The organism is Vibrio crassostreae (assembly GCF_041439375.1).
GTDB classification, from domain to species: domain Bacteria; phylum Pseudomonadota; class Gammaproteobacteria; order Enterobacterales; family Vibrionaceae; genus Vibrio; species Vibrio crassostreae_D.
This window is the reverse complement of the sequence record NZ_JBGONY010000024.1, coordinates 38,823-54,609: the sequence shown is the minus strand read 5'-3', so window position 1 is coordinate 54,609 and position 15,787 is coordinate 38,823. Positions and strand designations below refer to the sequence as shown.

At 44.0% G+C, this 15,787-nt stretch carries 21 protein-coding genes; 11 read left to right on the top strand and 10 right to left on the bottom strand.

Going from position 1 to position 15,787, the window contains the following annotated elements; genetic code table 11:
- Positions 1 to 19: 19 nt before the first annotated feature.
- The 5 genes from flgD to ACED45_RS12055 form a co-directional block, all read right to left on the bottom strand.
- Positions 20 to 733: a flagellar hook assembly protein FlgD gene (flgD, locus tag ACED45_RS12075; protein ID WP_010439286.1), complete on the bottom strand. Its 714-nt coding sequence runs from the start codon at positions 731 to 733 to the stop codon at positions 20 to 22.
- A gap of 17 nt (positions 734 to 750) precedes the next feature.
- Positions 751 to 1,164, bottom strand: coding sequence for a flagellar basal body rod protein FlgC (flgC, locus tag ACED45_RS12070; protein ID WP_017631739.1), 414 nt, complete (start codon positions 1,162 to 1,164; stop codon positions 751 to 753).
- A gap of 4 nt (positions 1,165 to 1,168) precedes the next feature.
- Positions 1,169 to 1,564: a flagellar basal body rod protein FlgB gene (gene flgB / locus ACED45_RS12065; protein ID WP_004736175.1), complete on the bottom strand. Its 396-nt coding sequence runs from the start codon at positions 1,562 to 1,564 to the stop codon at positions 1,169 to 1,171.
- A gap of 255 nt (positions 1,565 to 1,819) precedes the next feature.
- Complete coding sequence (locus tag ACED45_RS12060; protein WP_004736174.1) at positions 1,820 to 2,647, bottom strand: protein-glutamate O-methyltransferase; 828 nt, start codon at positions 2,645 to 2,647, stop codon at positions 1,820 to 1,822.
- Positions 2,648 to 2,658: 11 nt separating this feature from the next.
- Positions 2,659 to 3,585, bottom strand: a complete 927-nt coding sequence (locus ACED45_RS12055; protein ID WP_048609568.1) for a chemotaxis protein CheV — start codon at positions 3,583 to 3,585, stop codon at positions 2,659 to 2,661.
- A gap of 77 nt (positions 3,586 to 3,662) precedes the next feature.
- Between ACED45_RS12055 and flgA the strand changes: the two genes are divergently transcribed.
- The 3 genes from flgA (at position 3,663) to ACED45_RS12040 (ending at position 5,397) form a co-directional block, all read left to right on the top strand.
- Positions 3,663 to 4,409 (top strand): flagellar basal body P-ring formation chaperone FlgA, encoded by a 747-nt coding sequence (gene flgA / locus ACED45_RS12050; protein WP_048659809.1) that lies wholly within the window; start codon positions 3,663 to 3,665, stop codon positions 4,407 to 4,409.
- Between the two features lie 178 nt (positions 4,410 to 4,587).
- Positions 4,588 to 4,905, top strand: a complete 318-nt coding sequence (gene flgM, locus ACED45_RS12045; protein ID WP_017062263.1) for a flagellar biosynthesis anti-sigma factor FlgM — start codon at positions 4,588 to 4,590, stop codon at positions 4,903 to 4,905.
- A 66-nt stretch (positions 4,906 to 4,971) separates the two neighbouring features.
- On the top strand, positions 4,972 to 5,397 hold the full coding sequence (locus ACED45_RS12040) for a flagella synthesis protein FlgN (RefSeq protein ID WP_057622877.1): 426 nt from the start codon (positions 4,972 to 4,974) through the stop codon (positions 5,395 to 5,397).
- 277 nt (positions 5,398 to 5,674) lie between these two features.
- Here ACED45_RS12040 and flgP read toward each other — a convergent pair whose 3' ends face one another.
- Together flgP and ACED45_RS12030 are read right to left on the bottom strand one after the other, a co-directional pair.
- Entirely contained in the window at positions 5,675 to 6,106 is a 432-nt protein-coding gene (gene flgP, locus ACED45_RS12035; protein WP_060983616.1) for a flagellar assembly lipoprotein FlgP, read from the bottom strand.
- A gap of 9 nt (positions 6,107 to 6,115) precedes the next feature.
- Positions 6,116 to 6,751: a FlgO family outer membrane protein gene (locus tag ACED45_RS12030; RefSeq protein WP_004736167.1), complete on the bottom strand. Its 636-nt coding sequence runs from the start codon at positions 6,749 to 6,751 to the stop codon at positions 6,116 to 6,118.
- Positions 6,752 to 6,943: 192 nt separating this feature from the next.
- On the opposite strand from ACED45_RS12030, the gene ACED45_RS12025 reads away from it, so the two are divergent.
- Positions 6,944 to 8,077: a flagellar assembly protein FlgT gene (locus ACED45_RS12025; protein WP_146492327.1), complete on the top strand. Its 1,134-nt coding sequence runs from the start codon at positions 6,944 to 6,946 to the stop codon at positions 8,075 to 8,077.
- A gap of 139 nt (positions 8,078 to 8,216) precedes the next feature.
- Entirely contained in the window at positions 8,217 to 8,723 is a 507-nt protein-coding gene (locus ACED45_RS12020; RefSeq protein ID WP_048659808.1) for a hypothetical protein, read from the top strand.
- A 128-nt stretch (positions 8,724 to 8,851) separates the two neighbouring features.
- On the opposite strand, the gene ACED45_RS12015 is transcribed toward ACED45_RS12020, so the two are convergent.
- From ACED45_RS12015 to ACED45_RS12005, 3 genes are read right to left on the bottom strand one after another with little or no spacing between them, the layout of a single operon-like run.
- Entirely contained in the window at positions 8,852 to 10,093 is a 1,242-nt protein-coding gene (locus ACED45_RS12015) for an NAD(P)/FAD-dependent oxidoreductase (protein WP_371714137.1), read from the bottom strand.
- Positions 10,094 to 10,116: 23 nt separating this feature from the next.
- Positions 10,117 to 11,190, bottom strand: coding sequence for a methyltransferase (locus ACED45_RS12010; protein WP_371714136.1), 1,074 nt, complete (start codon positions 11,188 to 11,190; stop codon positions 10,117 to 10,119).
- Between the two features lie 28 nt (positions 11,191 to 11,218).
- Positions 11,219 to 11,608 carry a hypothetical protein gene (locus ACED45_RS12005; protein ID WP_371714135.1) on the bottom strand — a complete coding sequence of 130 codons (390 nt, stop codon included), beginning with the start codon at positions 11,606 to 11,608 and terminating at the stop codon, positions 11,219 to 11,221.
- Between the two features lie 72 nt (positions 11,609 to 11,680).
- Between ACED45_RS12005 and ACED45_RS12000 the strand changes: the two genes are divergently transcribed.
- The 6 genes from ACED45_RS12000 to ACED45_RS11975 all read left to right on the top strand — a co-directional run bounded on the left by ACED45_RS12000 (position 11,681) and on the right by ACED45_RS11975 (position 15,783).
- Positions 11,681 to 12,427: a beta-ketoacyl synthase chain length factor gene (locus ACED45_RS12000; RefSeq protein WP_207899746.1), complete on the top strand. Its 747-nt coding sequence runs from the start codon at positions 11,681 to 11,683 to the stop codon at positions 12,425 to 12,427.
- The gene (locus ACED45_RS11995) at positions 12,427 to 13,197 is read left to right on the top strand and encodes a lysophospholipid acyltransferase family protein (RefSeq protein WP_048661930.1); all 771 of its coding nucleotides are present in this window, start codon (positions 12,427 to 12,429) and stop codon (positions 13,195 to 13,197) included. Before ACED45_RS12000 ends, ACED45_RS11995 begins: the two co-directional genes overlap by 1 nt.
- 105 nt (positions 13,198 to 13,302) lie before the next feature.
- The gene (locus ACED45_RS11990) at positions 13,303 to 13,563 is read left to right on the top strand and encodes a phosphopantetheine-binding protein (RefSeq protein ID WP_004736154.1); all 261 of its coding nucleotides are present in this window, start codon (positions 13,303 to 13,305) and stop codon (positions 13,561 to 13,563) included.
- Between the two features lie 10 nt (positions 13,564 to 13,573).
- Complete coding sequence (locus ACED45_RS11985) at positions 13,574 to 13,831, top strand: acyl carrier protein (protein ID WP_371714134.1); 258 nt, start codon at positions 13,574 to 13,576, stop codon at positions 13,829 to 13,831.
- Positions 13,831 to 14,388: a septation protein IspZ gene (locus ACED45_RS11980; protein ID WP_017062274.1), complete on the top strand. Its 558-nt coding sequence runs from the start codon at positions 13,831 to 13,833 to the stop codon at positions 14,386 to 14,388. The genes ACED45_RS11985 and ACED45_RS11980 overlap by 1 nt, the downstream gene beginning before the upstream one ends.
- Positions 14,389 to 14,394: 6 nt before the next feature.
- Positions 14,395 to 15,783, top strand: coding sequence for an AMP-binding protein (locus tag ACED45_RS11975; RefSeq protein ID WP_371714133.1), 1,389 nt, complete (start codon positions 14,395 to 14,397; stop codon positions 15,781 to 15,783).
- The last annotated feature ends 4 nt before the right edge of the window (positions 15,784 to 15,787 follow it).

The following is a 15,787-nucleotide window of genomic DNA, read 5'->3' as shown; positions in this document are numbered from 1 at the left end:
ATAGTCACTCAATAAAGAGCTACGCTTTACCAACTTCTAGTACTTCAGCAAGTCGTACTGGCGATGTGAAACCAGCCAGATTGAGTAGTACGTTGCCATCACCCTTACCAAGAAGCACACTGTTCACGTTCGCATAACTGGAAACTTGGAACTCTGTGTTCTCGCCATCCAGTAAACCCGACGCTTTCACGTTATATTTACCGGCCGGCAATGGGTTACCGTCTTCGTCTTTTCCGTCCCATTCAACACGTGTATCACCAGATGGTTTAGAGCCGATATCAAATGTGCGAACCAATTGGCCAACTTCGTTCTCAACACGGACCATTACATTGTCCATTGCCTGAGGAAGCTTAACCATTGCCGCCATACCGCCATCACCGGGTTTTACACCTGCCGCACCAGGAACCAATACGTCACGACCAACCAAAGAGGATGCCTGAAGTGCTTGGTTAGAGGTCATTGATGAATTCAAGCTTTCAAACTGTGTATTCATTTTGCCAATGCCATCTACAGTCGCAAATGAAGCCATTTGCGCAATCATCTGGTCATTGCTAACCGGCTTGAAAGGGTCTTGTTGTGCTAGTTGCTTAGTCAACAAAGATAAGAAATCTTCTTGTTTAAGATCCTGCTTACCTGTTGTTTCATCGGGCTTTTTAGCGCCATCTTGAAGACTCTTCAGCTGGTCAACATAGGACAAGCCGCTTTGACCAACATTGTTGTTGATTCCAGCCATGTGCTACCTCCTTATCCTTATTGACCCATCTGCAGCGTACGCAGCAGCATTTGTTTACTCGAGTCAGCAACCTGTACGTTCGTTTGGTACGCACGTGATGCCGAAATCATGTTTGCCATCTCTTCCATAACGTTCACGTTAGGCTTGTAGATGTAGCCTTCGTTGTTCGCTAATGGGTGATCAGGGTTGTACTCCGCGCTCAGCGGCTTATCGCTTTCTACAATACCCAATACTTTCACAGGCACAGTGTGGTCACTGTTGCGTGCTCGATTTAACTCAGCGCCGAACACTGCGTGGCGAGCCTTGTAAGTTTCTTCAGCAGAACTACTTACACTGTCCGCGTTTGCAAGGTTGCTCGAGGTAGTATTTAGACGAACAGATTCAGCACTCATCGCAGAACCAGTCACATTGAATACATTAAATAAGCTCATCTAATTATTCCCCTTTAATCGCTTTAGTTAAATTCTTGAACTTACTTCCTAAGAAGTCGAGAGAGGCTTGATGCCTAATTTGGTTTTGCATGAAAAGGTTTCTTTCCAAATCCAAATCAACCGTGTTGCCATCTCCTGTATCAGGTTGTGTAGGAATTCGATACTTCGTTTCCCCGTTCACCGTTGTTGAGGCAGAAATGTGCCGACCATCTGTACGGCTAAGACCAATGCTTGCCCCAGAACTTGCCGCTTGCAGTGATTTCTTAAAGTCTAATCCCTTTGCTTTATACCCAGGCGTGTTTGCTTGCGCGATATTGGTGGAAAGCACCTCAGCGTTACGCTCACGTACACCAACTGTGTGCTGGTGAATGCCCAAAGCATTGTCAAAAGAAATAGCCATGTAAACCTCAACTCAAGAACTGACTGTTATGAAATAACCAAAGCAATATATATACCAACTTTTAAAACAAAGCGGTCTATCAATACTTTTACAGGTTACTCGTAGGTAAACTTGCAATATACAAGCCAAAAAATAGAGTAAATTGGAATGTCACTCTGACTTAAAGATATAGCTTAAGCAGGAAAAAGAAAACCCAGCACTTGGCTGGGTTTTGAATTTAAGCAGTAACGTCGCACCTTATACTGGTGCTATTCATTACTTTAATTTGTAGATGATGCCTGGATTACAGCGAACCATTTCAAAACGATCCGTTAAGCCTGTTAACGATTCAGACGCACCCAATAGTAGGTAACCACCAGGGTTGAGGCTGTTTGCCATCTGGTTAAGTACCTTTGACTTCATATCAGGTGAGAAGTAAATCAGCACGTTACGACAGAAAATGATGTCGAACTTGCCTAACAATGCATAGCTGTCCATCAAGTTTTGAGGACGGAAGTTCACCATGCGCTTCACGTTGTCTTTCACTTTCATACGACCATCACCCGCATCTTCAAAGAAGGTACGACGACGCTCAGGAGAAAGTCCGCGTCCCAAAGCTAGGTTGTCGTACGCGCCCGTGCGGCACATATCCAACATACTTGCTGAGATGTCAGTTGCGGTAATCGATACATTTGGCAGCATACCCGGCTTACGAGCTTGAGTTTCAAGAATCGTCATTGCCATTGAGTATGCTTCTTGGCCTGAAGAGCTTGCGGCAGACCAAATCTTAATAGGACGTTTATTTGCCGCTATTTCCGGTAGAAGCTTATCCGCAAGCACAGCAAACGGGTAAGTATCACGGAACCAAAGTGTCTCGTTCGTCGTCATGGCATCGACAGCAGCCACACGCAGCTCACGGTTTCGACCTGTTACTACATCTCTCAACAAATCAGATAACGAAGCTAACTTAAACTTCGTTACTAATGGGCTTAAACGACTGCGCACTAAATACTGCTTGCTGTCACCTAATACAATGCCACATTGAGATTCTAAGAAACGGCTGAAATCGCGATACTCTTGATCACTTATTGTTATAGCAGTCATTAATGTCTCTTTTAGTTAGTTAACGCAGCTTTTACCGCTGCACCAAGCTCATCAGGGTTGAATTTCGCGATGAAGGAGTTAGCTCCTACGCGTTCAACCATGGCTTGGTTAAATACACCACTCAATGATGAGTGTAAAATTACGTATAAATCTTTAAGTTCGGCGTGACGACGAATCTCAGCTGTTAGCGTGTATCCATCCATCTCTGGCATTTCGATATCTGAAATCACCAACGAAATCTGGTCGTAAATACTGCCTTCTGATGACATCTGCACCAGCTTCTCATAGGCCTCTTTACCATCTTTCACTGAGATAACTTCAAAGCCAATTGACTCAATAGCACGTTGGACCTGCTTACGAGCAACGGTCGAGTCATCAGCGATCAAAATGCGACGAACCAGTTCTTTCTCTTGTTCTACTTTCGCAATGTCTTCAGCAATCTTGCTGTCCATTGTTTCATCAACAGGAGAAATTTCTGCAAGGATCTTCTCAACATCGAGAATTTCTACCAATTCATTGTCAATGTTGGTTACCGCTGTCAGGTAGTTAGCTCTACCTGCGCCATCCGGCGGCGGAAGAATCGATTCCCAGTGCATGTTAATAATGCGCTCTACTGAACTTACCAAGAAACCTTGAATGGTTCGGTTAAACTCAGAGATAACCACAAAACACTTTTCAACATCCGTTGTAGGACGGCCACCAATCGCTAAGCTCAAGTCGATCACAGAGATCGTTTGGCCACGAATGTGTGCGACACCTTTAACCAATGGGTTCAAGTTTGGCATCTTCGTCAGCTTAGGGCATTGAAGCACTTCTTTTACTTTAAAGACATTAATGCCGTAACGCTGACGCCCCATTAGGCGAAAGGTTAGTAATTCTAATCGGTTTTGACCGACGAGTTGCGTACGCTGATTCACCGAATCAAGAATACCCGTCATGAGCTCATCTCCATATCAAACTTTTTTGGATAAAAAGTGTTAGTCTACTGCAGGCTACGAACCACTAGAGAAACGGAATGATGTATTATAAAACAAATCTGCCGCTTTTTTCCATAGCAATGTGTAGAGCTACTTTTAAAACTGTCGCTAAGTTTATCGGCATTTTATCAATATTGTTTAGTTTTTTTGTACAAGCTGCGACCCCAGAACAAATTGAGATGATTCAGTCTGCAGCAGAACAACATATCCTTGATACTGTAGAGCAGCCACAAGGCGGCGAACTCTTTGTTAATTCAGCAAATGTTGATTCAAGAATCAAAGCGACAGACTGCCCAATTCCTTTAGAGACCAGCGCCTCAACCACCACCAATACCCGCAGCAGTATTACGGTTTTAGTGCAATGTGTTCCTGATGAGTGGCGCGTTTATGTACCCGTGCGTCTTTCGATGTCGGTGCCCCTTGTCACCACCACTCGTTCACTCGCGAGAGGCGAAATCGTCGGTCAATACGATGTCACCACCGCTATGATTTCTCTTAACAAGTTTCGTCGCCAAGGTTTCACAGCCCCACAACAAGTCATCGGCGCTAAGGTAAAAAAGAACCTAAGACCGGGCGATGTTGTAGAAAGAGGTGATATCTGTGTCGTCTGCCGAAACGAGAAGGTTATCATACAGGCAGTAAAAGGTGGCATGACCATTACCACCAAAGGGACTGCGCTTACCGATGGCTCTATGGGTGATCAAGTAAGAGTGAAAAATGACAAATCACAGCGTATAATTGAAGGAATTGTTACCAGCATGTCTGAAGTCACAGTTTACTTTTAACTCTTTACTTCTAAATTGACGGTATCGTTAGCGATTTCACTCTCTAATCTAACGCCAAATATGACGGCGGCGGTGTTTTGTCGCTTTTCGACTATTGAGCTAAAAATTGCTAAAGTATTCGAACCCTTGGTCGATATTGACTGTACAGGTTCCCATTTTTGAAGAAAAAGGCTTAACTATGGCAGGCATTGATAATATTCGTTCAGGGCAAACCCTAACGACCACTAACCGATCAGCAGTACGCTCTGATTCTAGTTCTGAGGCATCACGTTCTGATGTATCAACTAAATCACCAGCAAGCAAAGATGCGGTTTCACTTAGCCAACAAGGCAAAGCGATTGGTCAGCTCCACCAAGACATGGCAGCACAACCAAGCTTTGACTCTGTAAAAGTTGCTGCAATAAAAGAAGCGATTGCGAATGGTTCATACACTGTCGATCCAGAGAAACTGGCTGACAACATGATCAAGTTCGAAGATGAATTAAAAGGTCTTTAAGCCAACACTCACTTTTGATTGAAGTGATTGTCTTAAAGCATACGAGGTTATGAATAGGTTTACGTTATGGCGGCACTAGCAGATTTAGTTAATTTTCAACTTCAAAATGCCAAAGCCTTATCTGAATTATTAAGTTCAGAGAAAACCGCTATTACGAGCCGACAATCAAACGATATTGAGCGAATCGCCAAAGAAAAAGTAGCCCTTGTTGAACAATTAAGATCAACCGATCAGCGAATCGCGACCCATACCAATATCTCAGAACTGACCGAGAATCCTGAACTTGCTCAGTTAGTCACAAAGATCCAGTCGATAGTGCACGATTGCCAGCAAGCGAACCTTGTTAATGGCGAAGCCTTGAATCGAGCACACCTTAGCTTCAAAAAACTCAGCAATATGATGCAGCAAAGCCACGGTAAAATTGGCATGACCTACAATGCAGGTGGCCAAACACATACCATTTCTACGCTGGGAACCAATGTAAAAGCCTAGTTAAGCCTCCCTCTTCAGTAATACCCATTATTAACCTTCTGCCTGTATCTGTATCTGTATCTGTATCTGTATCTGTATCTCAGACTATTCCCATCATTATCTTTTATCAAAACACCTAATCAGCCTTTGAACGCTCTTACAAAATCGATAAACAAAAAAAGCGGCAAGTATTTTCATACTTGCCGCTTTTACATTGATTAGTTATTGGTTACCGATACGCCATCTGGAAAGCGAGTGACAGCCAATATCTTTGATATATTCGATTCAAACACCGAAACTAGAACAGCGTTTGTTGTCTCTTTTCAGGTACTGGCTGAACTTCGCCGTAATTACGTAGTTGTTCCATCTTACGAATATCGAGCTGAAGCTCAGTGACATAACTATCACCTACAGGGTAACTGCGTACTACTTCTGCGCCACGAATTACACCATCAACCGCACCAGAAGTACGTTCTGTACCAAGGCGTTGATCTTCAAGCTCTGCTCGACCACTCACTCGCATACCATAGACTTGCTCAGCAAGTTCACGGTAAGCATCAATTTTTGAAGCTCTCATTGCGCGGATGCGCTTCTCTTCGTCGTTGCGCCCTTTTTGTTCACTGATACTTGCATAACCAACGGCAACCAAGAAATCGTCTGGCCTCATGTTTTGCAGTGGTTGACAGCCAACAAGCAGTAAAGCGGCAACAACAAATATTAACTTCTTCATCTCGAACTCCTAAGGGCGAAGAATGACAGTATAAGGCTGGGTCATCGTTGGATCAGAGCGAATAATGACACCATCTTGAGTTCGAATACTATTCAGAGTATCTAGGTCACGGCCAATACGATCCGCAGGCAAGAAGCCCTGTGCAGACGCCACAACAATACGAGTTTGCATGCCAACAACACGGGCATTTACTAACACACCGCCTTCTTGTCGAAGCATGGTGCCTGTTAGTACGTATTGAACGTCTTGCTCTTGAGCTAAGTCTTTCCAATCGCGGCTTAACGCAAAGTCACCTTGGTGAGTCACTTGAATAGAACCGGTTGTTTTGAAGTCAACAACCTTGAAGCCACGACGCTGAAACTGATGAATGAAGCCTTCTGATACCGAGTTTCCTAGCCAATTCGTTGTATCCATATGTTGCAAATCAACAAACGAAGTGATCGCTATCGGCGTTCTAGCTGAAATACTTGTATTCGAAATGATCAAATCTTCAGTCATACTTTCCACGAAAAAATCCATAGTATGACGAGGGCTGTCCATCAACATAAACTGACTGCCTGAATATTCAGACTTGCCGTTATAGATCGGCGAATAAGCGCATGATGTCAGTAACATGACACTCATTACTACGAGCCATTTTTTCATTCTCTAATCTCCAGATATATTTAGTGCTACCTGTTCCAATATGTTCTCACCATTATTCTTTTCAATGGATTACAATGTTGGAACAGTCTTTGCTTTTCATTAATGGTTCAGATTAAGAAAATCGCACTTAAGTCAGCTTCAAGCTTATAGTTATTTGTTAAGCAATATTTATACCCAACTGGTAACGAATAGATGAAAAAAATAATTTCTTACTTATTTTCAATAAGTTCACTGATAACAATAAGCTTCAGTGCTCATGCCTCCTGGTATGAAGTTACCGGTACTGCAACCATAGTTTCGTCAGAAGAGACGGCAAGAATCCATGCACTAGAAGACGCAGTATACAAGGCTATTCAGTTCTCAGGAGCCGACATCGGCAGCATTGCCAACCTCACGCCGTATCTAGATGGGAAGAAAAAGGAATATCAATTTACCAACCACGAAGTGCGCTACATCTTGGTAGAAAAAGAGAAAAAGCGTAGTGGCAATATAATGATCACTGCAAGGATCGATATCTATCCTTCGGCAAATGCTTGCCATGAGAGCCAATATAAAAAGACATTTTTGGTCGGCAACATTGATGTGACCTCCCCACAACAAGCGGTAATGGGCAGAATTTATAATATTGGCGATGATTTTGGCCATGTCGTGGATCGACAGCTAGCACAAGAGTCTCGCAGCTTTGTTTCCGTTGGCACGACCAATTACGACATCGACAAACGTCGACCTGAAGTGATCAAGATGATCGCCCAAGACACTGGCGCACAATACATCATTGGTGGCGACATTACCGATTTAACCGCGACCATCGAGTCCAAACTGTTGAAAGACGACATCATCAATCGCCAGTTTGCGTTAGAGATGCAAGTCTTCGATGGTAAAACAGGACATCAGGTTTACAACCGTAGCTATCGTGAAGTGGCAAAGTGGCCATTTGCTAAGACCAGTGAAGTCGACACCCGCAGTGCCCGTTTCTGGGCATCAACCTACGGCAGCATGATGCTGCGTGTTAGCCGTAATATTATGTTGGACTTAGAATCGGAAGTGTCATGTAAGATCACCCTTCCAGAGGTTGCAGCGGTATTTGGTAACACTGTGACCATTGATTTAGGTCGAATGCATGGCGTACAACAAGGTGACAAGTTGCAACTGTGGCACACAGGTTCGTTTATCGACCAACGCGGTTTGCCACGCAACAAGGTTTCTCAAAGCGACATCACCCTAACGGTTTCTCGCGTTTACGAAAACGAAGCGGAACTCACGATTGATCAGCCAAGCCTTGCGGGAAGCATTCAAATTGGTGATGTGATGCAGAAAATCATGTAGTTAGCGACACTCTCGTCTCAGAGTTTCTAATAAAGCCTTAGCAAAGATGCTAAGGCTTTATTTTTTTCATGGGTATTAGTTTCGGTTTTGCAGTATTTGGCGTAATCTTATTAATAACATAATCATCACTTAGCAAACTATGAGTCAGAATAATCTAATTGGTGCTACCGGTTACCGCTTTATCTCGAAAGGTAAAACCGCTTTTAAGATCCACATCCATACTCCCGAAGATACGGTGCTGCATCGGTCGGTCGGTTTTGTTCGTATGGGTGAAGACAAAGCACTAAAGAAAACCATTAAATTAAGAGATGAACTGGGCAGACAGCTTTGGGGTAAATTTTGGCCCAAAGTCCTCAAAGAGCCCTACCTAATGACGCGCCTGCCTCATAGTTTAGAACCCAAAATTGTATTCAAGCCAAATCCAACTCAGAATGATCCTGAGCACCGCGACGAGTGCTACATCGCTAAGTGGCGCGTCTTCTCTGAGAATGGTGACTACAAGTACAAAACCAAGGTATGTTCAATCAGAAAGCACGGCCGACTTGCAGCTTATAGCCAAACCAAACGTGCGCTGCTTGATGCTCACAAAGACGTAATTGATCTACTTATATTTATGGGACGATTGAACAGCATCGACTTAAAATAGGCTTAAATCCGATTAAGCTGACCACCCATATTTTTCAGATACAAAAACAGCCGCACATTGCGGCTGTTTTTAATTTATGACGATCCATCGTGACAATTTAGAGTATTGCTACATACAAAATCGATTACCTAGTTTCGGCATATCTCAGCCAGTGTCGCCAATCGGCGCTTAGACTCTTTCACATAAGGGTTGGCTTGATCCCATGCGTAACCCGCCAGAATTGAGCACACCATCTGCTTAATCTTTGGATTTGGATCTTGATAGAAAATCACATCCTGCAAAGTACCTGAGTACCACCCCTCAACATACGTTCTAAAGGTGTTTACACCAACCAACAACGGAGCGGCATAATCGCGTTCCCAATCTACCTTCTCACCGTTAAGTTGCTTTTCGACACACTCAACCGCAAACTGTGCCGACTTCATCGCAATCGTCACGCCTGACGAGAACACCGGGTCAAGGAACTCGCCGGCATTGCCAAGCAACGCGTACTTATCCGTCGCCAAATGTTTTACATTGGCAGAATAGCCACCAATTTCACCCGCAGGGTTTGGATACTCGGCGCTTGCCAGTATCTCAGCCAAGCCCGGCTCTTCCGCTGCCAGCTGTTTAATTGCAGCAATCTTGTCTTCTGGATAGGACTCAAAGAACTTAGGCTCTCCTACCACACCAAACGAAGAGACACCGTTACTAAACGGGATCAACCAATACCAAACATCAGGGTTGGTTGGATGCACAGAGATAAGAATTTTATTTCGGTCATATTCAAGATCGGTATCCACCTCTGCAATATGATCGTTAATGTGCGTAAAAATAGCTTTGCGTGGAGGAAGCGATGACGGCTCTTCCAAGTTAAGCATTTTTGGTAGCACTCGACCAAAACCACTGCCATCCAGAACGTATTGCGCTTCTATCTGATAACGCTCTCCACCCAGCACTTGTACATCTAAAATGGTGCTGTCGTCGGTGAAATTAATGCCCATTAACTCATGTTGGTAATCAATGCAGACACCCTGCGCCTCAGCCGTATCTGCCAAAACCTTATCAAAGGCACCTCGCTGAACCTGAAACGTGGTTCCAGGGCCAGAAGAGAACTTGTCTTCAAAATTGAACGCCGTATAAACGCCATTTTTTCGAAAGGCAGCGCCATCTTTGTATTGGAAGTTAGCGTTGATCACTGCGTCAGTCATCCCAGCCTGTTCAATCACTTCCATACAAGCTGGTAATAGGCTTTCACCAATAGAAAAGCGAGGGAATACGCTCTTTTCAATCACTCGAACATCGATGCCTTTTTTATGAAGTAAAGACGCAGCAATAGACCCTGATGGCCCAGCTCCGATGATCACCACTTGAGTTGATAGTTTTTTCATTATTTAAGCCATGTTTGTTATTTTTATTGCGCGCCAGCTTTCAATTCTAGAAGCGTGTGACCAAGACCGATATCGTCGGTACGCGTTACCACTTCAAAGCCCGCTTCTTCAACAATCTCTAAGAAATCTTCACTGCGGTAAAAACGACTGTTGCCATTGGCCAAGCAGGTAAAGTAGAGAGACGTCGCGTTTAAGCTATAAGAAGCCGCATCGTATTTCTGTGAATCCCAAAACAGTTCAAGGATATAGACAGTCGCATCTTCTGACATATGAGAGCGAACGCGCTTTAATATGCTCAGAATCTCCATTGGCGAGAAACAATCAAGGAACTGACTCATCCACCAAACATCCGCGCCCGTTGGCAGAGTTTGCTGTTTATCGAGCATATTCGCTGGGAATGGCGTGACTCGCTCTTGATGACCATGCTTTGCCGCGTTTGCCATTGCCATTTCTAGCTGCTGTGGCAAATCAACAATCATCACCTCAACGTCCGCATCATGGTTGCAGCATTGCATCGCCCACTTACCCGTGTTGCCGCCGATATCCACCAGCGACTTAGGTTTCTTGCTGAAGACTTTTTCAAGTAACACAGGGAACGAGCGATCCGAATAGAAGTGATCAAACTTGAACCAACTCTCTTTGGCTTTTTCTGGCAATTGAGACAAGCCTTGGTAAATGGTTTCCCAATCACCCAACTCTTTCAAGCCTGCAGGTGTGCCTTCTTCAATCGCTTCTGTTAGATGCATCATCGCGGCATAACAAACATCGGCTGTGAAATCCATGTTTGCGTTAGTCATACCATCATGCAGAAGGTAGAAACCAAGGTTAGCCATTTTGTAGTTAGGCTTTTCCCAAGTCACAATATGAGCACTTAACGCCATATCGAGCAGGACTTTCACGCCGTACTCAGAGACACCGGTCGATTCAGAGATAGACTCTGCTGGTAAACCCTCGTTGCCCGCGTCATCTAACGCTTTCAAAATGCCTAAATCACGAAGTGTACGAGCAGTATGAAAAACAATCGGAGCGAAAGACAATTTCTGCGCTTCTGTTTTTGCTTCTAATGCGTTGAATGGATCTAATTTATATTCCGACACGAAAAACCTAACTTTAAATAATAGAGAGTTACTCAGCTGCCATTTGCGCAAGCTTACGTTTAATATCAACGTTTAAGTTATTAACCCAACGGTTGTAATTACGGTGTATTTCACCATCGTCGTACTTCAAATTCTCTGACTCAACGTAAAGAATAGAGTAAAACTTATCACTATAAGGAATTTCAACCACAGCGTGGTGCGAACGAACATACAATTCAGCGCGGATCAAACCAGGCTTTATTTCTGAAACCAACCAGCCTCGATTTTCAGCAGATTCAGAAATAGCTGATTTAACCTGTTTATTTTGAAGATTCAGTGCAACTGGAGTATCCTCAACATTCATTACAGGTTGGACGCGTCCACATCCTGCAAGAACGAATATGAATAACATTGAAACTGCTATTTTTAGTAATTTCATTTAAATTCCTTATCTGTGTTTATTTATAAGCGCGCATAGTATTTAGTTAGACTCAAAGCAAATCAATACTCTATGTCAAATCAATCCCAATTAATGTCGTTTAATATTGAGAAATGGTCTGCAAATTCAGCGGGGCTCAATTCTATTGCTGAATGGCAAGCGTGGAGCACTAATTTAGATTGGCCACAAGATGGCTCAACTGAATTTAAAGCCATTCCTCCAATGATGCGCCGCCGAATGAGTGTGCAAAGCAAACTTGCTGTCCAAACCGCGTTAACCCTATTAAAAGACACCTCGATTGATTATCTGGTCTTTGCTAGCCGACATGGTGAGTTGCATCGAACCGCCACTTTGATTCAGTCGATATTAGAAGGTGACGATGCCTCACCAATGGCGTTCTCGCAGTCGGTACATAATACCGCAGCCGGTCTAACCACCATTGCCGCCAAAGCACCGATTCCACTGACTTCAATAGCCGCAGGGCAAGATACTTTCCATAACGCTCTGATCGAAGCTTATCTTTACCTTCATCAATATCCGTCGCATCGAGTGTTAGTTATCGATTTCGACCAACCTCTGCCCGAGCTCTACCAAGAGTACGAAACACAGAACTTTGCTGATTATGCGCTGGGCTTAGTGCTCACCGCTGGCAGTGAATACTCTATTACTAGGATAGTAGAGACCAACCAAGCATCTTCCGTGTTACCACAAGGGTTACAAACGCTCCAACATATCTTATTAGGTACAAATAAGTGGGCTATTGCTGGCAAGCACCAAACTTGGTCTTGGGTAAATAACACCGAGACAGGTACAGCGTAATGAGCAGAGTAGACCAGTATTGGCGAGTATTCGCGACAGGCCTCTGCTTTACCATCTTTGGTTTGGGTGGCTTAGTATTGAGCTTCTTAATCTTACCGACTATCGCGCTAACCACTCCCAATACCATTAAAAGAGAGCTTAAAGCACAGCGATTAATCCGTTTCTCATTCAATGCGTTTTGCCAGATCATGAAGTTCACCGGAGCAATCGATTACCGAATTGATGGTGCAGAACTACTGCGTAACGACCGTAACTGCATTATCGTCGCCAACCACCCAAGTTTGATTGACTATGTGCTGATCGCCTCCCAACTTCCTCAATGTGATTGCCTCGTCAAAGCGGCCATTTGGGAAAACCCTTTTATGAAAAGGATTGTCAAAGCGGCAGGTTATATACCGAACCAAGCCCCTGACGATCTTTTAGAGCGCTGTGAAGAACGCTTCTCACGTGGCAATGTCCTGCTGATTTTTCCCGAAGGAACTCGCACAACGCCAGGAATTGAACCATCCTTACAGCGTGGGGCGGCACAAATCGCGACTCGAACACAAACCGATTTACGCGTGATTCATATTACGGTTTCTCCGACATTCTTAACGAAAGAGAAAAAATGGTATCAAGTTCCTGCGTCGAAGCCCTTTTTTCATGTCGCGGTGAAAGGTAAAATAGAAGTCGAACCATTTATTGAAGGCTCAAATAATTTAACTTCGGCAGCAAGGCGCCTTAATCATCATCTTGCACAAACAATTTTCCCTTCCGAAGAAAACATTTAGCGTATCAATAACATAACAGGCGATATCGGCATTTCGAAAATACCCCATATAATGTAGAATCGCCCCCTTAAAGCAGCATTCAGATAAAGCATTAAGTAGGCCAAAGTGGAAACATTACACAACGAACTGAAACAACTGATCATCGACGCATTGAACCTTGAAGACATGAGCATTGATGAGATTGAAACGGAAGCTCCACTATTTGGTGATGGACTTGGACTAGACTCTATCGATGCCCTTGAGCTTGGCCTTGCTATCAAGAAAAAGTACAACATTGTTATCGATGCAGATGATTCAAACACTCGACAGCACTTTGCGTCAGTTGAAAATCTAGCAAACTACATCTCTTCTCAAACGAATAACTAGACAGATCTTTATGACACAAGCTAACCAACAAGAAGTATACAACCAGGTTAAAGATGCGCTTATTGAGCTGTTCGAGCTTAATGCTGAAGATATCACCCCTGAAGCTCATCTCTATCTTGATCTAGACCTAGACAGCATTGATGCCGTTGATTTGGTCGTTCACCTACAGAACGTAACAGGTAAGAAGATCAAACCTGAAGAGTTCAAAGCAGTGCGCACCGTTAATGACGTTGTCGAATCTGTGGTTGAACTATTGAAGGACGCCTAATGCGTCCTCTGCTGACTTTACTGTCGGCAATTATACTTTTCACTTATCCAATAGCGGTTTACTTTGGACTCAACAAGTTTGGCTTACAAACCGTTGGTATTGCCTTAGCCGCTATCTTTGCTGTACGCATTTTCACCGGCGGTCAGGCTAAAATCAAAGAGCTAAAACACCTAGCTTGGATCAGTGGAAGTGCCGGTATTGTTCTGCTGGCTTTAGGCTTAGCCTTTAAGCAACACGGCTGGCTAACCTATTATCCCGTTATCGTTAATGTTTGTATGCTGGTTGTATTCGCTTCGAGCCTATGGCAACCACAAACGATTATCGAACGTCTTGCTCGCCTTCAAGAGCCTGAACTTCCGCAAAGTGGCGTTGATTACACACGAAAAGTCACCAAAGTGTGGTGCTTGTTCTTTGTTATCAATGGCTCTATTGCCCTTTACACCTGCTTCCAACCGCTAGAAGTATGGACCCTATACAATGGCTTACTCAGCTATCTGTTTGCAGGGTTACTCTTTGCAGGAGAGTGGGTAGTAAGACAGCGCATTCGTCAGAGTTAAATTGTTATGACCCAAACCGTATCTTACACCTCGTTGTCTGAGCTTCTTAGCCAGGACAGAGCCCCTGAATCTATTGTCTGCTTTGACGACAATAGCGAGATTACGTGGCAAACATTTAACGACGACTTATCTCAACTCGTACAATTTTTGTCTTTATCCCCTTTTCAACGAATCGCGATTTGTACCCAAGACAGCTACCTATTTGCGGTGGCCTTTTTGGCATGTACAGCAGCCAACAAACACATCATCTTACCGGGCAACTACCAGCTATGTGCGCTTGCTGAGTTAAGTAAGCAGTTTGATTGCCTGCTAGTTGATAACTCGATTGGCGAAGTTGAGGTGAATGACGTTCGTAATATCCAAACCTTATTGGATTCAAACACTGAAGCACAAAAACCTCTAACCGAGAATCTTACGACCATTGATTTGGCAACAGTCCCATTAACTCTGTTCACTTCAGGTTCAAGTGGCACGCCAAAAGCGATAGATAAAACGTTAGAACACCTAGATATTGAAACGGCTCAGTTACACAAGAACTGGGATGCTTTACTCAAGGGAAACCGAATCCAAAGCACCGTTTCCCACCAACACATCTATGGCCTGCTGTTTAGAATCTTATGGCCGCTCTGTTCTGGTGTGCCATTTGCTCGAAACAACCTTGAGTACCCAGAACAAATTCTGTCTCATGCCAATAAAAACTGTGTTCTGATCAGCAGCCCTGCGCTACTCAAGCGATTAAAGCATGAGACCAACAAGGTACAACTTGCAGGAATCTTCTCTTCAGGTGGCCCATTGCCTACCGAGTCGGCTCACCAGTCACGAGATCTACTAGGACATTTACCTATCGAGGTATTTGGCAGCACAGAGACCGGTGGCATCGCCTTTCGCCAACAAGAGAGCGCTCAAACCCCTTGGCAACTTTTTGACTGTATTGAGGCTAGTCTCAACAGTGAGAGTTGCATTAAGTTATTGTCGCCGTACATCGACAAAAACAACTGGTATCAAACCGCCGATGAGTGCGAAATGGTCTCGGATAATCAATTTGTATTGAAAGGCCGGACCGACCGAGTGATCAAGATAGAAGAAAAACGAGTATCACTGGTTGAAGTCGAAAAACGACTAGAGCAACTGCCTTGGATAAGTGAATGCGTGGTGATTCCATTTGAAGAGCCTGAACGCTTAATCTTGGCGTCGGTTTTGGTATTATCAGATGAAGGCCAAGCCACTCTATCAACTATGAGTAAAGGTAAATTCTGGCTGATGCTGCGCACAGAGCTAAGAAAGTGGTTAGAGCCAATCGCTATCCCAAGAAAGTACCGTGTTGTCGATGAGATTCCCCTCAACAGCCAAGGTAAGCGATTAACATCTCACATAGAACAGCTAATAAAATCATAGAAAA